This window comes from Solilutibacter pythonis, from assembly GCF_003697345.1.
Taxonomy (GTDB): Bacteria; Pseudomonadota; Gammaproteobacteria; order Xanthomonadales; family Xanthomonadaceae; genus Solilutibacter; species Solilutibacter pythonis.
The window spans coordinates 148,154-166,655 of the sequence record NZ_RFLY01000002.1 but is presented as its reverse complement, the minus strand read 5'-3'; the positions used below and the strand labels follow the sequence as shown (position 1 = coordinate 166,655).

General features: G+C 63.2%; 14 protein-coding genes, 1 tRNA gene and 1 pseudogene. 2 read left to right on the top strand and 14 right to left on the bottom strand.

Going from position 1 to position 18,502, the window contains the following annotated elements:
- Positions 1–47 precede the first annotated feature (47 nt).
- The 13 genes from rplT to uvrB all read right to left on the bottom strand — a co-directional run bounded on the left by rplT (position 48) and on the right by uvrB (position 15,300).
- Complete coding sequence (rplT, locus tag EBB59_RS02230; protein WP_122100508.1) at positions 48–407, bottom strand: 50S ribosomal protein L20; 360 nt, start codon at positions 405–407, stop codon at positions 48–50.
- A 13-nt stretch (positions 408–420) separates the two neighbouring features.
- Positions 421–618 (bottom strand): 50S ribosomal protein L35, encoded by a 198-nt coding sequence (rpmI, locus tag EBB59_RS02225; protein WP_122100507.1) that lies wholly within the window; start codon positions 616–618, stop codon positions 421–423.
- Positions 619–757: 139 nt separating this feature from the next.
- The gene (locus tag EBB59_RS02220; RefSeq protein WP_122100506.1) at positions 758–1,840 is read right to left on the bottom strand and encodes a cytochrome d ubiquinol oxidase subunit II; all 1,083 of its coding nucleotides are present in this window, start codon (positions 1,838–1,840) and stop codon (positions 758–760) included.
- Positions 1,833–3,254, bottom strand: coding sequence for a cytochrome ubiquinol oxidase subunit I (locus EBB59_RS02215; RefSeq protein ID WP_122100505.1), 1,422 nt, complete (start codon positions 3,252–3,254; stop codon positions 1,833–1,835). Before EBB59_RS02215 ends, EBB59_RS02220 begins: the two co-directional genes overlap by 8 nt.
- On the bottom strand, positions 3,247–3,801 hold the full coding sequence (locus tag EBB59_RS02210) for a GbsR/MarR family transcriptional regulator (RefSeq protein WP_122100504.1): 555 nt from the start codon (positions 3,799–3,801) through the stop codon (positions 3,247–3,249). The genes EBB59_RS02215 and EBB59_RS02210 overlap by 8 nt, the downstream gene beginning before the upstream one ends.
- A gap of 315 nt (positions 3,802–4,116) precedes the next feature.
- Positions 4,117–5,433, bottom strand: coding sequence for a Tle-like phospholipase domain-containing protein (locus EBB59_RS02205; protein WP_122100503.1), 1,317 nt, complete (start codon positions 5,431–5,433; stop codon positions 4,117–4,119).
- Positions 5,430–6,188: an ankyrin repeat domain-containing protein gene (locus tag EBB59_RS02200; protein WP_158601688.1), complete on the bottom strand. Its 759-nt coding sequence runs from the start codon at positions 6,186–6,188 to the stop codon at positions 5,430–5,432. The genes EBB59_RS02205 and EBB59_RS02200 overlap by 4 nt, the downstream gene beginning before the upstream one ends.
- A gap of 182 nt (positions 6,189–6,370) precedes the next feature.
- Positions 6,371–6,895 carry a translation initiation factor IF-3 gene (gene infC, locus EBB59_RS02195; protein WP_245978951.1) on the bottom strand — a complete coding sequence of 175 codons (525 nt, stop codon included), beginning with the start codon at positions 6,893–6,895 and terminating at the stop codon, positions 6,371–6,373.
- A gap of 59 nt (positions 6,896–6,954) precedes the next feature.
- Entirely contained in the window at positions 6,955–8,874 is a 1,920-nt protein-coding gene (gene thrS / locus EBB59_RS02190) for a threonine--tRNA ligase (protein ID WP_122100571.1), read from the bottom strand.
- A 581-nt stretch (positions 8,875–9,455) separates the two neighbouring features.
- Positions 9,456–9,530, bottom strand: a tRNA-Val gene (locus EBB59_RS02185).
- A gap of 230 nt (positions 9,531–9,760) precedes the next feature.
- On the bottom strand, positions 9,761–12,256 hold the full coding sequence (locus EBB59_RS02180) for a heavy metal translocating P-type ATPase (protein WP_122100500.1): 2,496 nt from the start codon (positions 12,254–12,256) through the stop codon (positions 9,761–9,763).
- Between the two features lie 387 nt (positions 12,257–12,643).
- Positions 12,644–13,156: a LysM and BON domain-containing protein gene (locus tag EBB59_RS14515; RefSeq protein WP_122100499.1), complete on the bottom strand. Its 513-nt coding sequence runs from the start codon at positions 13,154–13,156 to the stop codon at positions 12,644–12,646.
- 104 nt (positions 13,157–13,260) lie between these two features.
- On the bottom strand, positions 13,261–15,300 hold the full coding sequence (uvrB, locus tag EBB59_RS02170) for an excinuclease ABC subunit UvrB (protein ID WP_122100498.1): 2,040 nt from the start codon (positions 15,298–15,300) through the stop codon (positions 13,261–13,263).
- A 157-nt stretch (positions 15,301–15,457) separates the two neighbouring features.
- On the opposite strand from uvrB, the gene EBB59_RS02165 reads away from it, so the two are divergent.
- On the top strand, positions 15,458–15,988 hold the full coding sequence (locus tag EBB59_RS02165) for a GspH/FimT family pseudopilin (RefSeq protein ID WP_122100570.1): 531 nt from the start codon (positions 15,458–15,460) through the stop codon (positions 15,986–15,988).
- A gap of 270 nt (positions 15,989–16,258) precedes the next feature.
- Here the strand turns inward: EBB59_RS02165 and EBB59_RS13390 are convergent, their stop codons facing one another.
- Positions 16,259–16,933: a hypothetical protein gene (locus tag EBB59_RS13390; RefSeq protein WP_147455482.1), complete on the bottom strand. Its 675-nt coding sequence runs from the start codon at positions 16,931–16,933 to the stop codon at positions 16,259–16,261.
- A gap of 363 nt (positions 16,934–17,296) precedes the next feature.
- On the opposite strand from EBB59_RS13390, the pseudogene EBB59_RS02160 reads away from it, so the two are divergent.
- Positions 17,297–18,447, top strand: a pseudogene (locus tag EBB59_RS02160) (IS3 family transposase).
- Positions 18,448–18,502: the final 55 nt, after the last annotated feature.

Genomic DNA, 18,502 nt, shown 5'->3' with positions numbered 1-18,502 from the left:
GTCGGTACGACTCGTCGGCAACCCGCGCATGCAGCGCGCGGGCACGATCAGGCGGCGTGGGCGCTCTTGGCCTTTTCCACCAGTGCGGCAAAGCCGACCGCATCGTGTACGGCGATGTCCGCCAGCACCTTGCGGTCGAGGGTGATGCCGGCCTTCAAAAGGCCGTTCATGAAGCGGCTGTAGCTCAGACCGTTGGCGCGCGCGCCGGCGTTGATGCGGGCGATCCACAGGCTGCGGAACTGACGCTTCTTCAGCTTGCGGCCGATGTAGGCGTACTGCTGCGCCTTGGTGACCGCCTGCTTGGCGACGCGGAAAACCTTGCGGCGGGCGTTGTAGTAGCCCTTCGCCTGGCTGATGATCTTCTTGTGACGGCGACGTGCGGTGACGCCACGCTTGACTCGTGCCATGGTTCAGTCCTCCTCAGGCGTAGGGCAGCTGGCGCGCGATGCGGCCGGCGTCTTCGGAGCGCACATAAGCCGGCTGGCGCAGGTTGCGCTTCCGCTTGGTGGCCATCTTGGTCAGGATGTGGCTGCGGTTGGCGCTGCCACGCTTGAACTTGCCGCTGGCGGTTTTCTTGAACCGCTTACCGGCAGCACGATGCGATTTGATCTTCGGCATGGTGATTCCCTTTGAATGTGTCGACTGACCGAGGCGGCGGTGGCAACCGCGCTTTCCTTCCCTGCCCTGATCGGTGATGGGCCTGTCGCCAGGGCGACAGGCGGGTCCTGCTCCCCGCCCGGAGGCGGAGAGCCAGGCATTATGCGGACTTTCCATCGCGCCCGCAAGCCGGGCGATCCGGCGCGGCCTCGGGCTCTATCCAGCCGTAATCCAACGCCTCGGCTTTGCCGCCGAAAACCCGGTAGGCGAACACCGTGTAGGCCAGAATCACCGGAAGCACCACGCAGGTGCCGATGAAAACCACCATCAGCGATTCCGGCGCCGCCGCCGCATCCCAGATGTTCAGCCGGTCCACCACCAGCCACGGGAACAGGCTGTAGGCCAAGCCATAAAACGCCAGAACGAAGATGCCGACCGCGGCCGCGAACGGCACCCAGATACCGTATTCATTGCCAGCCGCCAGCCGCAGCGGCAACCGACTCAGACTGCGCCAAAGCACGAAAAACAATATCGCGGTGGCAATGGGCACCAGCGCCAGCAGCGGCAGGCGCTCGAGCGTGAACCATTTGTCGAAGACGTAGGGCGACAACATCGGCGTGGCCACCGAAACCGCCAGGACACCCAGCGCGGTCCCCCACCACGCCCAGCGTGCCCAGTTCACCGCCTTCGCTTGCAGCGCGCCTTCGGCCTTGACGATCAACCAGCCGGCTCCCAGCAGGACGTAGCCGGCGGCAACGCACAAGCCGATCAAGGCGGCGAACGCATGCGCCCAGAAACCGCTATCGAACCCCATCACCAGCAGGCCCAGCATGTAGCCTTGAGAAAGCGCGGCGCTCAACGAGCCGATGAAGAAGGCGCGATTCCACCACGGTTTGTGGCGCAGATCGGCCTTGACCCGCAGATCGAAAGCGACTCCGCGCAGAATCAGGCCGAACAGCATCAGCGCCACCGGCAGATAGAGGGCGCCGAGGATTTCCCCATGCGCGGCGGGAAACGCCACCAGCAGCACCCCCACGCCCAACACCAGCCAGGTTTCGTTGGCATCCCAGAACGGGCCGATCGAGGCGAGCATCAGGTCCTTCTCGGCATCGCCCGCGCCGCGCATCAGAATACCGACGCCGAGATCGAAGCCATCGAGCAGCACATAAAGCAGCATCGCCAGTCCCATCACCGCCAGGAAGGCCAGCGGCAGCCAGCCGGCGGGGGTGGTCAGATCAATCATCGTGTTTCTCCTTGCCCAGGGTCATCGTCCCGGCGTCTTCGACCGTCGTCGTCTCATCGGCGACGAAAGCCATCACTGGCGGCCCTTCGGCCTCCGGCTTTCCGCGCTCGGCCACCGCCTTGGCGGCGAGATGGCGCAGCGCTCCGAGATAGGCGGCCAGCAACACCGCATAGACGGCCAGGTAGCCCGCCAGAGTCAGGCCAATCTGCGTGCCCGGCACGGTCGAAGCCGCATCGGCGGTACGCAACACCCCCTGCACCAGCCACGGTTGACGGCCGACCTCAGTGGTATACCAGCCGGCCAGCACCGCGACCCAACCGGAAAAGGTCATCGCCACCAGAACGCGCGCCAGCCAGGAGGTGGGCTCGCCGCGCCGCCACAGCCGCCATGCGCCCCATATCCCCACCAGCAGCATCAGCACGCCGATCCCGACCATCAGCCGGAAGGCGAAGAACACCGGCGCGACCGGCGGATGTTCGCCGGCAAACTCGGAGAGCCCGCGCAATTGGCCATCGGAATCGTGGGTGAGAATGAGTGAAGCGAGCCTGGGGATTTCCACCGCATAACGGGTCTGGCGCGCGGCTTCATCGGGCAAACCGAAGGCAACGAGCGGCGCCCCGCGTTCGGTTTCCCAGACCGATTCGATGGCGGCGATCTTGGCTGGCTGGTGCTCCAGCGTATTAAGGCCATGCAAGTCGCCGATGAAAATCTGCAAAGGGATCAGCGCCATCGCGAGGAATACGCCGGTACGCATCGCCGCCGTCACGTCGGCGCCACGATCGCCGCGCAGCCAACGCCAAGCCGAGAGGCCGGCAATCAGGAAGGCCACGGTCAGGAACGAAGCCAGCACCGTATGCCCCAAGCGGTAAGGCATGGATGGGTTGAACACCACCGCCCACCAGTCGGTGACGTGCGCCACGCCTTCGCGCAACTCGAAACCCGTGGGAGTATGCATCCACGAGTTCAGCACCAGAATCCAGAATGCCGACAACAGGGTGCCACCGGCCACCAGCAGCGTCGCCAGCGTGTGCATGCGGTTGCCGACCCGGCGGAATCCGAACAGCATGATGCCGAGGAAGGCCGCTTCAAGAAAAAACGCGGTCAACACCTCGTAGGCCAGCAGCGGTCCGGCAATGTTACCGACGGTGTTCATGAAGCCCGGCCAGTTGGTGCCGAACTGGAAACTCATGGTGACGCCGCTGACGACACCCATCGCGAACGACAACGCGAACACCTTGACCCAGAAGCCATAGGCATCCATCCAACGCGCGTCGCCACTGCGATTCCAACGCCATTTGAAGTAAAGCAGCACCCAGCTCAGCGCAATGGTGATGGTCGGAAACAGGATGTGGAAACTGATGTTGGCGGCGAACTGAATGCGTGCCAGCAATAGTGGATCGAGTCCTTCAGTCATCTGACTTTCCTCCTCCAATGAAACGGTCGCGCACGTCCAGCAACTTGCCTACCTTGCGCCCAAGCTGCATCAGCTCGACCAGGCGCTCGCGATCCATGCGCTGCAATTCGTCGAACCAGCCAGTGGCGAGTTCGATCAATTCGTGCATCTCGCGCATGCGCGTCTGGGCGTGACGGTCGTCGGCTGCCTCGGGGGATTCCAGCAAGGCGGCGCGCAGCACGCTGAGCGTCGGCTCGATCTCGCGTTTGCGGCGCTCCGCGGCCAGGGTCTGGAAGATGGCCCAGACATCCTCGGGCGCGGAAAAATACTCGCGACGGTCCCCTTGCAAGTGTTGCAGTCGCACCAGCCGCCAGCTCTGCAATTCCTTCAGCCCCATGCTGACGTTGGAACGTGAGAAACCCAGCGCCTCGCCGATCTGGTCGGCATTGAGCGGGCGCGGCGACAGAAAGAGCAAGGCATAGATCTGCCCGACCGTGCGGTTGATGCCCCAGCGACTGCCCATCTCGCCGAAATGCAGCACAAAACCCTGAACCAAGGGACTCAGCATGTCTATTTCCGAATTTTCAGAATTTACTGAAATTGCTGGCATGATGCCATGAATTTGATCCAAATCAAATTTTCAGCACGCGGCCATACAGGGAACGGCGCGCCACCCGGCCGGACGATGCAACGTCGTCATCGGCACGAGGCGCGCGCCAGCCCCACAACTCATTCGATCATTCGGCTGCCCGCGGAGTGGCCCACCGGCAACACACCCGATGTCCCATAAGGCCGCCCCGCCGAAGTGGGACGCACCCACTTCGCCGAGCTTTCGATCACGACGCCGAAGCCGCCCGGCGCCCCTGTACGCCTTTCGTATTGTTCAGAGACCGCGCGGCATGGTCTGCTGCTGATGCGCCTGTTGTTCGGCCTGCGCCGTGGAGGCGGACAGCGCCTGCTGGTATTCGGCCTCGGCACGCTGGCTGCTCTGGAGCAGCGAGGTATGGACACCCTGCGAGGTTTCCACCATCACCAGATTCCGCCCATCCGGTTTGCTCGCATCGTATTCCATGGCGAACGCACGGCTGCCGTCATCGCTCACCAACACCTGGTCGATATTGCGCACACCGGCATGGCGCGACTCGGCCGCCAATGCGCCAGCCAAGTTCACCGTATGGCCACCGGATACGACACCGCGCGCCTCCTCCCATTGCCGGAGCCCGTCGTAGGACTGCCGGTAGAGCGCATGGTCGCGGTGTGAAGGGTCGTCGAGCAGGCGAATCGGCGGTTCCTCCAAAGGCTTGCCCGGATGACCGCCGGGCGTGAGTCGTCCAAGACCGGAACGATCCTCCACCCCGCCTTTTCCAGGCTCTCGGAACAGTAATCCGTCACCGTCACGCTGAAGCGCATCCTCCCGCTGTGGACGCCATTCCGGATAGCGTTGATCCATCGAATCGATCACCGCATGGATCAGGTGCAGCTTCACGCCTTGCTTGATTGTCACCGGCACGTCGGGATAAGGGTTGGGAAGATCGATCTGCACGCCCACGGCATCCGGCATCATCGACCGCAGAATCGGGGTTTTTTCCTGCACCTGGGTCAGGATGTCGCCATCGACGCGGTAGCTGCGTATGTTGCCCGCGGCGGCGATCTCCCTGGCTTCGTCGAACGATACCCCGAACCTTTCCACTGTCCGGCGGTGAACGCCGGCAGCGTTGTAGGTCAACGCCGGAACGCCAGTCACCATGGAAGCCGAAGCGGCAAGCCCGCCGCCCAACGACTGCCCACTCAAGACCAGATTGTCGCCGAAGGCTCTCTGCGCCTCCTGGGCAAGACGGATCGCCTGGCTGTATTGCGCGGTCTCGAAACCCAGACCTTGGCCGAAATTGGTCGGAATCCAGTCCTTGAATTCGTTGGAGCCGGCATAGACCAGGGCAAAATTGCCCTGGTCGTCGGTATAGACCTGCGAGAGCAGGCCATTCTTCTTGTTGACCTGCAACGCCGGATCGACACCGTATGCGCGCAGCTCCTCGTCGCGCAAGGGACGCCAGTCCAAAGCGCCATCCAGACGCCCGTTGCCGTCGTAATCGTAGATGTCGTAGATCAATTTCGGCATCACCACGTCGAGCGGTTTCGGCTCGGTGCCATGCAGCCGCTCGGCGAGCGTGCCGCCATGGGTAGGCGAAACCACGGCGTTCATTGCGGCCTGCCTTCGGCTTCAACGCCGTTCGCCAGCAGCCAGGCGCGTATCTCGCGCTGTCCCTCCTTGGCCTTGGCATTCAGCGGCACGCGCTTGGCATCCGGGAAAACGAAACTCTGAAAAGTCGCACCGTTCTTGCTGCGCGCCCGTGGATCGGCCCCATGCTTGAGCAGCACCAGAACCGAATCGTAATCACGCAACATGGCGGCGGCATGCAGCGGCGTGTAACCCACCAGATTGGCTTGGTCGGGCTTGGCGCCCGCCTCCAGCAGCATCGACAGGTGGTCCTTCCTCGCCGCATCCAGCGCCGAGACCAGGGCGTTGGTCTGGCTACGTGAGAGCGCATTGGCATCGGCCCCCGCCTTCAACAAGGTTTGCAGATAGACCAGATCGTCCGCCTGCGCCGCCAAGTGGATCACCGTCTCACCATCCAGCCCCTGCTGCGACGGATTGGCACCCACCTCAAGCAAAGCTTTCAGCGAGCCGGGACGCTTGTTCAATACCGCCCATTCCAGCAAAGTGACGCCATCGCGCCCCTGTGCATTGAGATCGGCCTGCGGGGCAAGGCGCCGGATCGCCACCTCGTCGCCTTTCGCCACCGCGCGCGCCAGTTCGGCAACCGCTGGTTGGAGGAATACCTGTTCCGCATCCGCGCTGGACATCTTCTGCTCTCCGTTGACAGGGCCGGCGGCGTCGCACCACGAAGGCGACAGCCCCAGGACAATCACCATCGGCAACAACATCGATCTCGGCATGACCGCACCCTCGACGATTAGGGGTGCCGCATTCATAACACATCAAGCGTGGGTAAAGTGTTCAGACAAGTTAACTGGCGCCATGGGAACTTCACATGGCGCGCACTCCCCGGCACTCTATAGCGCCTTGACTATCTTTAGCGGGAAAGAAAAACGACTGCTGGCGGCCCGGGCCGCCGCCGTCACTTCTTCTTCGGTGCGATCATCATCACCATCTGCCGGCCTTCCAGACGCGGGCGGGATTCGATCACGATGTCCTCGCCAAGGTCGGCCTCGATCCGGGCGGCCATCTCGCGGCCCAGCTCCTGGTGGCTCATTTCGCGGCCGCGGAAACGGATGTTGACCTTGACCTTGTCGCCTTCCTCAAGGAAACGACGCATGTTGCGCAGCTTGATCTGGTAGTCGCCCTCGTCAGTGACCGGGCGGAACTTGAGTTCCTTGATCTCGACCTGCTTCTGCTTCTTCTTGGCTTCGTTGGCCTTCTTCTGCTGCTCGAACTTGAACTTGCCGAAGTCCATGATCTTGCAGACCGGCGGGTCGGCATTGGGCTGAATCTCGACCAGATCGAGTTCTTCCTCCCCGGCCATGGACAAGGCCTCGTCACGCGAGAGGACACCGATCATTTCACCGTCGCTGCCGATCACGCGCACGCGCGGCACGCGGATTTCATGGTTACGACGGTTCTGCTTCGAATCGAACGTGCTGATATTGCAATCTCCGAAAGGAATCGAGCCGGCCCGCGTTTCTCATCACGGGCCGGGCTTGCTCACGCGGCGGGCCGCGCCCGTGGCGCGTGCTCCGCACGCAGGCGCTCGGCAAAGGCTTCGATGCTCATGCAGCCCAAGTCTTCGCCCCCGCGCGTGCGCACCGCGACGTGGCCGTTCTCCTTCTCGCGGTCCCCGACCACGAGAAGGTACGGCACGCGCTGTAGCGTGTGCTCGCGAATCTTATAGCCGATTTTCTCGTTCCGCAAATCGGAATCGACCCGGAAACCTTGATCCGAAAGGGTTTTTCGGACACCTTCGACATACTCGGCCTGAGCATCGGTGATGTTCATCACCATCGCCTGCACGGGGCTGAGCCAGGCCGGGAACTGGCCGGCATGGTGCTCGATGAGAATGCCGATGAAACGCTCCATCGAGCCAACGATGGCCCGGTGCAGCATCACCGGGTGGCGACGCTGGCTGTGCTCGTCCACGTATTCCGCACCCAGCCGGCCGGGCATCATGAAATCCACCTGCATGGTGCCGAGCTGCCAGGTACGGCCGATGGCATCCTTCAGGTGGTACTCGATCTTGGGACCGTAGAAGGCGCCCTCGCCCGGCAATTCCTCCCATTCCACCCCCGCTCCGCGCAGGGCCAAGCGCAGTGCGTCCTCGGCCTTGTCCCAGGTGGCGTCGTCGCCAAGGCGCGATTCCGGCCGCAACGCGATCTTGATCTGGATGTCGCTGAAACCGAAATCCGAATAGACCTTGAGCGCCTGCCGGTGAAAGGCGGCGACCTCGGATTCGATCTGTGTTTCGGTGCAGAAGATGTGGCCATCGTCCTGGGTGAAGCCGCGCACGCGCAGGATGCCGTGCAGCGCACCGGAAGGCTCGTTGCGATGGCAGGCACCGAATTCGCCATAACGGATCGGCAGATCACGGTAGCTGTGCAGGCCCTGGTTGAACACCTGGACGTGGCCGGGACAGTTCATCGGTTTCAGCGCGTAGGTGCGCTTCTCCGACTCGGTGAAGAACATGTTGTCCTGGTAATTGTCCCAATGGCCGGATTTCTGCCACAAAGAGACATCGAGGATCTGCGGGCAGCGCACCTCGCCATAGCCGGTCTCGCGATAGACGCCGCGCATGTACTGCTCGACCACCTGCCAGATCGACCAGCCCTTGGGATGCCAGAACACCAAGCCCGGCCCTTCCTCCTGCAAATGGAACAGATCCTGCGCCTTGGCGATCTTGCGATGGTCGCGCTTCTCGGCTTCCTCGATCTGGGTGAGGTGGGTCTTCAGATCCTTGTCGTTCAACCAAGCCGTGCCGTAGATACGCGAGAGCATCTGGTTGTTATGGTCGCCACGCCAGTAGGCGCCGGCCACCTTCATCAACTTAAAGCTGCGCAATTTGCCGGTTGCCGGTACGTGCGGGCCGCGGCAGAGATCGGTGAACTCGCCTTGCGAATACAACGACAAGTCCTCGTTCGCCGGGATCGATTCGATGATTTCGGCCTTGTAAGCCTCGCCCATGCCTTTGAAAAAGGCCACGGCTTCGTCACGCGATTTCACGCTGCGACTGACCGGCAGATTCTCTTTGACGATCTTCTGCATCTCGGCTTCGATCGCCGGCAGGTCTTCCGGCGTGAACGGACGTTCGTAGGCGAAATCGTAATAGAAGCCATTGTCGATCACCGGGCCGATGGTGACTTGCGCCCCCGGATACAAGCGCTGCACGGCCTGCGCCAGCAGATGGGCGGTGGAATGGCGAAGGATGTCGAGCGCCTCCGGCGATTTGTCGGTGACGATGGCGAGTTCGGCATCGCGGTCGATGCGGAAGCCGGTGTCGACCAGTTGACCATCGACCTTGCCGGCCAACGCGGCCTTGGCGAGGCCCGCGCCAATCGATGCGGCGACCTCGCCGACGGAAACGGGATGTTCGAATTCGCGACGGGAGCCGTCGGGGAGCGTGATGTTGATCATGGAGATACGGAAATCGTAGGGACTGAAACACGAAAAAGGCGCCGCGGCGCCTTTCATCGGATGAAATGCGTCGGCAAGTCAGGGTTGGACGTGGGTAGTGTTCATGTCACACGCTCGACCGGCGTTTCCGCGGGCCACCTTGTTCGACCGCGCCCGGCGCAGCGCCGGAGCTCCCGCGATTCTAGCGCCGGCCGCTTCAACGGGACAAGCCAGAACGGCGCCCCGCCCGACGGGAGCGTTCCAGTTGCGCCGCGTCGATGCGTTTCGAAGTCGAACCACCGAAGTCCTCTTGCGGATATCCAGTGGAGCGGAACTCGGTCGCCGCCGGTGCGCCGCCTTCGGCCACGGGAAGAAGCCACTGAAGCACAGGTGCCGCTCGCGGGTCTCGCGGCTCTCCGGGGATCCGCGCCATGCGACGAGCCGGGCTGGGAACCGCTTGGGGACTTCGGTCTTGGTCATCACGCCCGCCAGGTCATTGAAGCGCGCGAATGCACTTGCCCTGGCGTGCGGCCACGAATAACCCGGCACGATGGCCGGGTTATTCCAAATCTCACGAAAAGCCACATGTTCCAGGGTTTTCGTGGTGGGCGGTACAGGGTTCGAACCTGTGACCCCTACCATGTCAAGGTAGTGCTCTACCGCTGAGCTAACCGCCCGAAGGGAGCGAAATGTTAGACGCCCAAGGGATTCGTGGCAAGGGGGGCGAAGAAATCGGGCGTCCCGGGGACGCGGCTTCGGCACGGCGCCTTGCCAGCGGAAGGCCGCCGTGCCGGCAACGCCAACGCGATGTCCGTTGCGCGGGCATGACGGCCATGCTTCCATCGGCGCCGCCATACGGCGCCGATGCGGGTTTCGGGCGGCAGATGCGCCCCCGGGGCGGACATCACTAGCCCGCCTCCTTGTCGCGGTAGACCAGCAGGCGCAGCGCGTTGAACACGACGAGCAGCGTGGAGCCTTCGTGAATGGCCACGGCCGGCCCGATGCCCATCCCGAGGATGGTCGCCGGCACCAGGAAGGCAACGATGCCCAGACTCACGAAGACGTTCTGGCGGATGATCCCGCGCGTGTGCCGGCTCAGGCCGACGGCAAAGGGCAGGTGGCGCAGGTCGTCGGCCATCAGCGCGACGTCGGCCGTTTCCAGGGCCACGTCCGAGCCGACCGCCCCCATGGCGATGCCGACGGTGGCATTGGCCATGGCGGGCGCGTCGTTGACGCCGTCTCCCACCATCGCCACCTTGTCCTCGTCGCGCAACTTGCGGATCGCCTCGACCTTGTCCTCGGGCATCAAATCGCCCCAGGCCTCATCCAGCCCCACGTCCTTGGCGATAGCCTCGGCCACCTTCTGATGGTCGCCGGAGATCATGATCATCCGCGAGATGCCCAGCTCACGCAGGCGCGCCAGCGCCGCGGGGGCGCCATCGCGCGCGGTGTCGAGCAAGCCGATGGCGCCAAGATCGCGGTCGCCCTGGCGGATGACCATCGTCGTGCGGCCTGCCTGGCGCAATTGGTCGATGGCGGCCGTGGCCGACGCGCCCAGCGGTGCGATTCCGTCGCTTCCGAACATCTCCGCCTTGCCGATCCAGACCGTCTCGTCACCCAGGCGAGCGCTCACGCCGCGGCCCACCATGTTTTCCAGGTTGCCGGCGGGCGGGATGGCCTCGTCGCCCAGCCGCTCTCGGCCATCGCGGCTGATGGCGGCGGCCAGGGGGTGGTCACTCAGCGATTCCACCGCGACCGCGACCTTCAGCAATTCCTGCTCGGTGACGCCATCGACCGGCACCACATCGGTGATGCGGGGACGGCCTTCGGTCAGCGTGCCGGTCTTGTCGAACGCCATGGCCTTCAGCGAGCCGAGTTCCTCCAGAGGCGCGCCGCCCTTGATCAACACGCCACCACGCGCGGCCCGGGCGATGCCGGAAAGCACCGCGCTTGGCGTGGCGATGGCCAGCGCGCAGGGGCTGGCGGCCACCAGCACCGCCATCGCGCGATAGAAGCTGTCACGGAACGGTTCGTCCACCACGACCCAAGCGAACAGCAACACCACGGCCAGCAGCAGCACCGCAGGCACGAAAACGCGCTCGAAACGGTCGGTGAAGCGTTGCGTGGGGGATTTTCGCGTCTCCGCTTCGCTGACCATGCGAACCACGCGCGCCAATGCGGAGTCGGTGGACTTGCGGGTCACTTCCACCTCGATCGCACCGCTGCCGTTGATGGTGCCGGCGAACACGCGCGAAGCGGCTTCCACGCCATCGGGCCGCTCGCGGGCCATCGCCGGATCGGTGACGGGCCGCTTGTCGACGGGGATGCTCTCGCCCGTGACCGGTGCCTGATTCACTGTGGAATTACCCGCCACCAGGAAACCATCGGCCGGCAGGCGCTCGTTGGGCTTGACCAGCACCACGTCGCCAATGGTGAGGTCTTCCACCGGCACCGTTTGCACTTGTCCACCACGACGCACCGTGGCGGTCTTCGGCGCAAGTTCGGCCAGGGCTTCGATGGCGCGCTTGGCGCGCCCCATGGCGTAGTGCTCAAGCGCATGCCCAAGGCTGAACAGGAACAGCAGCAGCGCGCCTTCGGCCCAGGAACCCAGCGCCGCGGCACCCGCCGCCGCGACCAGCATCAAGGTGTCGATCTCGAAACGACGCGCGCGCAGATTGTCGATGGCCTCGCGCAGCGTGTAGAAACCACCGAAGAAATAGGCACCGATGTAGCATGCCAATGGCCACCAGGACGGGAGGCCGGCCCAAAAACGCTCGCTCAGATAGCCAGTCAGCAGCAGGCCGCCGCACAGCAAGGCGAAGATCAGTTCCGTATTGCGGCCCAGCGGCCCGCCGTGACCATGATCGTGCCCATCATCGGCCGAGTGTTCACGCACCTCGGCACCGGCACCGACACTGGGCGCCTCCTGGTCGACGCCGGCGTCGCTGGCTTGCTTTTCCACCGGCTCGACGCGCAAATCGGCAAGTACCTCAAGAATACGCGCCTCCTGGATACGGGAGCGATCGAACTCCACGCGAATCAGGCCGGCGGCGCTGGCCTGCGCTTCCAGCACACCATCGAGCGCCTGAAGCCGCTCGGTCACGCCGCGCGCGCGGCGCGAATGGCCGATGCCATCCACTTTCCACACGACATGCCCGTAGCGGCCACTGATGCCCGCGCCAGCGGCCTCGACCAGTTCGCGGATACGGGCCAGCGGCAACGCGTCCGCGTCATAGTGCACGCACAGTTGCGCGGGCGTGTCGCCCTCGGCCTGTCGCACGTGCACCCGCTCAATTCCATTGCGACCGGCAAGTTCCTGAACCAGACGATCCACGCAGGCATCGGCCTGATCGGGAACGTCGGGAAGCAGAATTTGCAAATCGGTTCGTATTGTTGCGGTCATCGGAAAACTCCTGTAACAATATGACAGTTAATGAAGGCGGACTTACCGAACGACAGCATGACTGGCGTCCGACGCATACCCGAAAGCACTCCGCCAATAATTCCCGTCAAACTCTACAGGTGGTAGAGCATTGGCGAAACCGTCATTTGTCTTCCCGTGGACGAATATGTCGATCGCTCCTCATCCCCGCGGACCGGCCGTCGTGCTTCCATGCCCGCTCATGGCGCGATTGCATGCCAAATCTGGAAAAGCATCGCCAACCCCACTCCGCCACACGCCGGCACATCGCCCCGGGCCGATCGTGCCGGATGCCGGCGACACGCCAAGAACAAGCCGCGCACGAAAAAGCCGCCCTCGTGGAGCGGCTTTTCCGAGATCGGGGTTCGATCAGTTGTCGGCCGGAATGCGCAGCACCTGACCCGGGTAGATCTTGTCCGGGTCCTTCAACATCGGCTTGTTGGCCTCGAAGATGGCCGGGTACTTGCTGGCATCGCCGTACATTTCCTTGGCGATTTTCGACAACGTATCGCCCTTTTGCACCGTGTACGTACGCGAACTCCACTCGCCGCCACCGGTGCCAACCGTGGCCGAGGAGCCGCCCGTCACCGCGCTGAAATCGGTACCGCCGGATACCGCCGCGGCAGCCGCCGCCACCGTCATGCGGTCATCGACCTTTTCGATGCCATCGACGTTACCCGCCACCAGTACCGCCCGCTCACGGGTGGCGATGTCCCTGGCCTGCCCTTCGATGGCCGCGGTACCGCCATCGACTTCCACCTTCAGCCCGCTGATGTCCAGCCCGTAACTGTTGATGTGCTTGACGATGGCATCCTCGGCCTTGGCCTCGCCCGGCTTGAAAATCTTTTCGCCGGCGTTCTTGATGAAATCGAAAATACCCATGTTGCCTTGCTCCGTGGTGTGGGAATCAGACGACAGGATTGCAGGCGCGGCGTTACGGCCGCATCAAAGCGATGAACCGACGCGGAACCAAACCGGTGGAAACGCTACAGCGCAACCTCGCGCAGTTTCTGCAACTCGTCGCGGACGCGGGCGGCTTCCTCGAATTCCAAGTCGCGGGCGTGACGATACATCTCGTCCTCCAGCGACTTGATCTTCTCGGCCAGCTTCCCGGGCGGCATCGCGGCGTAATCCTCGTGCGCCTCCGCCACCCGACGCTGCCCGCCACGCCCCTTGGCCTTGCCCGCCCGGGTCTCGGCGGCATCGGCGCGCGCGCCTTCCATGATGTCGTCGATGGCGCGCACCACCGATTGCGGGACGATGCCATGCTCGGCATTGTGTTCGAGCTGTTTCTCGCGGCGTCTGGCGGTTTCGTCCAGCGCCACCCGCATCGAGCGGGTGATCTTGTCGGCGTAGAGAATCGCCTTGCCGCGCACGTTACGGGCGGCCCGGCCGATGGTCTGGATGAGCGAACCGGCCGAGCGCAGGAAGCCCTCCTTGTCGGCATCGAGGATCGCCACCAGCGAGACCTCCGGCATGTCCAGGCCCTCGCGCAGCAGGTTGATGCCCACCAGCACGTCGAACTTGCCGAGCCTCAGGTCGCGGATGATCTCCACGCGCTCCACGGTATCGATATCGGAATGCAGATAGCGCACCCGGACATCGTGCTCGGAGAGATACTCGGTGAGGTTCTCGGCCATGCGCTTGGTAAGCGTAGTCACCAATACACGGTCGCCCATCGCCGCCCGTTCGTGGATCTCGGACAGCAGGTCGTCCACCTGGGTGGCGACGGGACGAATCTCCACCGGCGGATCGATCAGCCCCGTCGGACGCACCACCAGTTCCACCACCTCGCCCTGCGATTTTTCCAATTCATACGAGCCGGGCGTGGCGGAGACGAAGACGGTGCGCGGCGAGCGCGCCTCCCATTCCTCGAAGCGTAACGGACGGTTGTCCAGCGCCGAAGGCAGGCGGAAACCGAAATTCACCAGCGTTTCCTTCCGCGCGCGGTCGCCGCGATACATGCCGCCGATCTGCGGCACGGTGACGTGGGATTCGTCGACCACCAGAAGCGCGTCCGGCGGTAGGTAATCGAACAATGTCGGCGGCGGCTCGCCCGGCGCGCGCCGGGTCATGTGCCGCGAGTAGTTCTCGATACCGTTGCAGAAGCCGACCTCGGCCATCATCTCCAGATCGAATTGCGTGCGTTGCTGCAAACGCTGCGCTTCCACCAGCTTGTTCTGCGCATACAGGGCTTCCAAGCGCTCCGACAGTTCCAGCTTGATGGTGTCGATGGCGCTCAGCACGCTTTCCCGGGTGCTGGCGTAATGGGTCTTCGGGTACACCGTATAGCGCGGGATCTTGCGCAGCATCGCGCCGGTCAGCGGATCGAACAGCGACAGTTGCTCGATCTCGCCATCGAACAATTCGATGCGCAGCGCCTCCATCTCCGATTCCGCTGGATGCACGTCGATCACCTCGCCACGCACGCGGTAGGTGCCGCGACGAAGCTCGGTGTCGTTGCGGATGTACTGCAACTCGGTGAGATGACGGATCAGATCGCGCTGCTCGATACGCTCGCCCCTGGCCAGGATCAGGCGCAGCTTGAGGTAATCGTCCGGATCGCCCAGCCCATAGATCGCCGAGACGGTGCCAACGATGATGGCGTCACGCCGCGACAACAGCGCCTTGGTCGCCGACAGGCGCATCTGTTCGATATGCTCGTTGGTCGAGCTGTCCTTCTCGATGTAGGTATCGGAAGACGGCACATAGGCTTCGGGCTGGTAGTAGTCGTAATAGCTGACGAAGTACTCGACCGCGTTGTGCGGGAAGAAACTCTTGAACTCGCCATAGAGCTGCGCCGCCAGCGTCTTGTTGTGCGCCATCACCAGCGTGGGCCGCTGCACGCGCTGGATCACGTTGGCGATGGTGTAGGTCTTGCCGGAGCCAGTGACCCCGAGCAACGTCTGCTGCGCCAGGCCGGCCTCGAAACCGGCCACGAGCTTCTCGATGGCCTGCGGCTGATCGCCGGCGGGCTGATAGGGGGAAACGAGGTGGAAGCCGGCATCGGAATCGTGATCGCGCATGCGGCCATGATACGGACCGGCCCGGGAACGGAACCTCAACAAACCGCTCATGCCCACCCGGGCGGCCGGGGAAATTCCCACACGCCCGCCCACCGCCGCCTGATGGGCGAATCCGCAACCGCTTGTGAAGCTGGGCCTCCTCATCACGGAAACCGGCATGCACGGCGCAACCAAGCGGCAATACGGCCTCACCCTGACCGAAGCCATGACCACCCTGGCCATGCTGGCGATATTGACCGGGATCGCCTTGCCCGGCACGCAGACCCTGCTGAAAGCCAGCCGCATCCGCACGACCGTTTCGGAGCTCGGCAGCGATTTCGCCCTGGCCCGCATCTCGGCGATCTCGGCCAACGCTCCAGTGGTGGTTTGCCCGAGCGATGGCAAACACTGTGTCGGCGACAACCAATGGGCGCGCGGTTGGATCGTCTTCCGCGACACTGACCGCAACCACCAACCCGACAGTGCCAATGACATCGTGCTGGTACGCCAGACCCGCAACGGCCACCTGAGGATCGTCACGAACGCCGGCCGCCCCCACCTGCGCTACCTACCCAACGGCATGAGCCAGGGCAGCAACCTCACCCTCAGCATCTGCGATGGCGTCAGACTGGCGGCGCAGATAGTTGTCAACAATACCGGGCGGATCAGGACCCGACGGCCCCAGGACACCACGCCGTGTCCGGGCTGAAGCGCAAACCGGCAGCGCGCCTTTGGCCATGCCGGCACCGGCGCTCAGTGCGGCGAGTTCGGCCAGCATCCGCTTCCGAGTGATTTCCACGCCACCGCCGGATTCACGGACTTCCAGCGGGCGCACTGGCATAGAAAACGTGCGGGATGACTGCAACAGGGCTTCGGCGGCGGCCCCAATGAGAGACCACGAAAGCTTCGGGGAAAAGTAGAGGCGCATCCATGCTTCAACACTGCTTCGCCATATACCTACTTTAGCGCTTAACCAAGATCAGTCCGGCTTCCAGTTCCGCCAGTTACGAAATGGCACAGCAGACGGCACAGGTACCAGGGTAGGAGCTTCCTGTCCTGCCGATGATTTCCGATTCGATTCTTCAGTGCCCACAGTGGTTGGTGCCGAGTTGGAGCCAGAGGCGGCAGCGGGAACCTGCGCCGGTGCGGTGGTTGCGACCTCTGGCAGACCAGGATCTGCCTGCGCAACGACGTTAGGCTGCACGCCCCCGACCAATACCCCAAGCATGGGCTTGCGTGTTTCGTCGTTGCGGCGGTCAAAGGAGCGGTATTCCCCGAATACCAGCCTGACCCAAGCGGGGTAGGAGTGGTTCGCGCCAGTCCCGGCATCCACTGCCATCCCCACCAGGCCGCCGATAAGAATGTTCCCCAAGCCCGCGTAATTGAGGTTGGAAACCAGCCGCCCTTCAGCGTCAGGGAGGCCAGCGCTTTTGCATTCGATGTTCAGATCACTTTTGTCGCGCCTAATCCGCACCTCAAGACCGGAGCGGAAGGTGGTTGCGCGCTTGCCGTTGGTAGCCGTGCATTCCGCGCCTTCAACCGCCACCCCATCGGGGCGTACCGTATCGAACCTGATGGATTGAGTCGTTCCTTTCGTGATGCTGGCGCATCCAGCCATCATCATGATGATGGCCACGCATGATAGATGTTTCATCACTATCCCCTGAAGTCAGGGCCAAACCATATCATGAACAATAGATAAGTAGTTTTGCGTTCATGATGCTTGTCCGATAGGACGAATTTCAGCTATTCGGTCTTGAACTCGAAATTGATAGCTCGCCGGTGGCGGTGACGACCGCCCTCACCCGCTTTCCTTCAGCCATCGCCTGATTGACACTGGGCTGGCTCTCGGCAGTCATGCGGGATAGTTCACGCTTAAAAAAAGAACACCCGCGGCATATCCTGAAGAATGCCGACCATCGAGGCGCGTTCCACATCGAAGGTCGCTCCAAGGCGTGGCCCGCTGCCGGTTTCGTGGAAAGCGAGACAGGGTGTTTGACGGAACTGGATATCTGAAATGCAGAGAAGGAAATTCAGCTACGAGTTCAAGCTTGAAGCGGTAAGACTGGCGAAAGATCGAGGTGTTGCGGTAGCGCAAGCAACAAGCGACCTCGACCTCCATGAGAATGTGCTGTGGAATGGGGCGCGATCTGACGAGGAATCCGCGGCATGCATTTCCCGACCATGGGTAGATGAAGCCGAAGCGGCAGCGTGGGAAATTGACCGGCTGCGCAAGGAAGTGGTGAAGCTGAAGACGGAGCGCGGCATCCTAAAAAAGTCGCAGCCTTCTTCGCGAGGGAGGCGATATGAGGTTCACTTTCATCGCGAAGCACCGGAACATCCGGTCGGCGGCATGGCTGTGCGACGCGCTGGATGTCTTCCGCTCGGGCTTCCATGTCCGGCTCAACCGCGTCCCCAGCACCCGCTCCCGGCACGACGAGATACTGGTGACGACGATCGATCGCAACTCCAAGAACAACGACCGAACCCATGATGGTGCTCGCCGTGCCTGGCACGATGTGCTGGCCGAGGGTTTCTCCTGCGGCCTGCATCGTATCGAGAGACTCATGCGCCAGAACGGACTGCATGCCCGGCCGCGGCATCGTGAGCTGCTGAAGGATGCAGACGAGCGATCCACGGTGTCGGACGACCTGCTCGACCACGCTTTCGAGACATCGACCCCGAACCAAAAGTGGGCGGCCGACTTCGCCTATATCTGGATCGCCGAAGGATGGCGCTACGTTGCGGCTATCGTCGACCTGTTCTCCAGACGCGTCATCGGCTGGACGATGAAGGCGGAGCTGACGGCTCAGCGCGTCACCGGCGCGCGCGTCATGGCGATCTGGCGCGGAGTTCGACCCGACGGGCGCTGCACCACGGCGACCAGGGCGGCCAATATACGAGCGAGCAGTTTCGGTGGCTGATGGCCGACCACGGCATCACCTGCTCGATGAGCCGGTCGGGCAACGTCCGGGACAATACTGCGATGGAGAGATTCTTCTCGTCACTGAAAACCAAACGGACAACCCGCAAGGTCTACAGGACGGGGGATGAGGCAAGGGCCGATGGTTCGATTACATCGAGCACCTCTACAATCCCCGGCGACGGCACTCGACACTGGGCTATATGAGCCCCGTCGAGTTCGAGGAGAAAGCCAGGCTAGCTTAACCTGGTGTCCGAAAAAGCCGGCAGCGGGCCAAATCTTCGCGGCGCCCTTATCGTT

Coding starts and splice junctions, on each gene's coding strand:
- EBB59_RS02200 (WP_158601688.1), bottom strand. CDS start 6,188: ATGCCGAGATCGATGTTGTTGCCGATGGTGATTGTCCTGGGGCTGTCG.
- EBB59_RS02210 (WP_122100504.1), bottom strand. CDS start 3,801: ATGCTGAGTCCCTTGGTTCAGGGTTTTGTGCTGCATTTCGGCGAGATG.
- thrS (WP_122100571.1), bottom strand. CDS start 8,874: ATGATCAACATCACGCTCCCCGACGGCTCCCGTCGCGAATTCGAACAT.
- EBB59_RS02215 (WP_122100505.1), bottom strand. CDS start 3,254: ATGACTGAAGGACTCGATCCACTATTGCTGGCACGCATTCAGTTCGCC.
- EBB59_RS13390 (WP_147455482.1), bottom strand. CDS start 16,933: ATGAAACATCTATCATGCGTGGCCATCATCATGATGATGGCTGGATGC.
- EBB59_RS14515 (WP_122100499.1), bottom strand. CDS start 13,156: ATGGGTATTTTCGATTTCATCAAGAACGCCGGCGAAAAGATTTTCAAG.
- EBB59_RS02220 (WP_122100506.1), bottom strand. CDS start 1,840: ATGATTGATCTGACCACCCCCGCCGGCTGGCTGCCGCTGGCCTTCCTG.
- EBB59_RS02205 (WP_122100503.1), bottom strand. CDS start 5,433: ATGAACGCCGTGGTTTCGCCTACCCATGGCGGCACGCTCGCCGAGCGG.
- uvrB (WP_122100498.1), bottom strand. CDS start 15,300: ATGCGCGATCACGATTCCGATGCCGGCTTCCACCTCGTTTCCCCCTAT.
- EBB59_RS02165 (WP_122100570.1), top strand. CDS start 15,458: ATGCACGGCGCAACCAAGCGGCAATACGGCCTCACCCTGACCGAAGCC.
- EBB59_RS02180 (WP_122100500.1), bottom strand. CDS start 12,256: ATGACCGCAACAATACGAACCGATTTGCAAATTCTGCTTCCCGACGTT.
- rpmI (WP_122100507.1), bottom strand. CDS start 618: ATGCCGAAGATCAAATCGCATCGTGCTGCCGGTAAGCGGTTCAAGAAA.
- rplT (WP_122100508.1), bottom strand. CDS start 407: ATGGCACGAGTCAAGCGTGGCGTCACCGCACGTCGCCGTCACAAGAAG.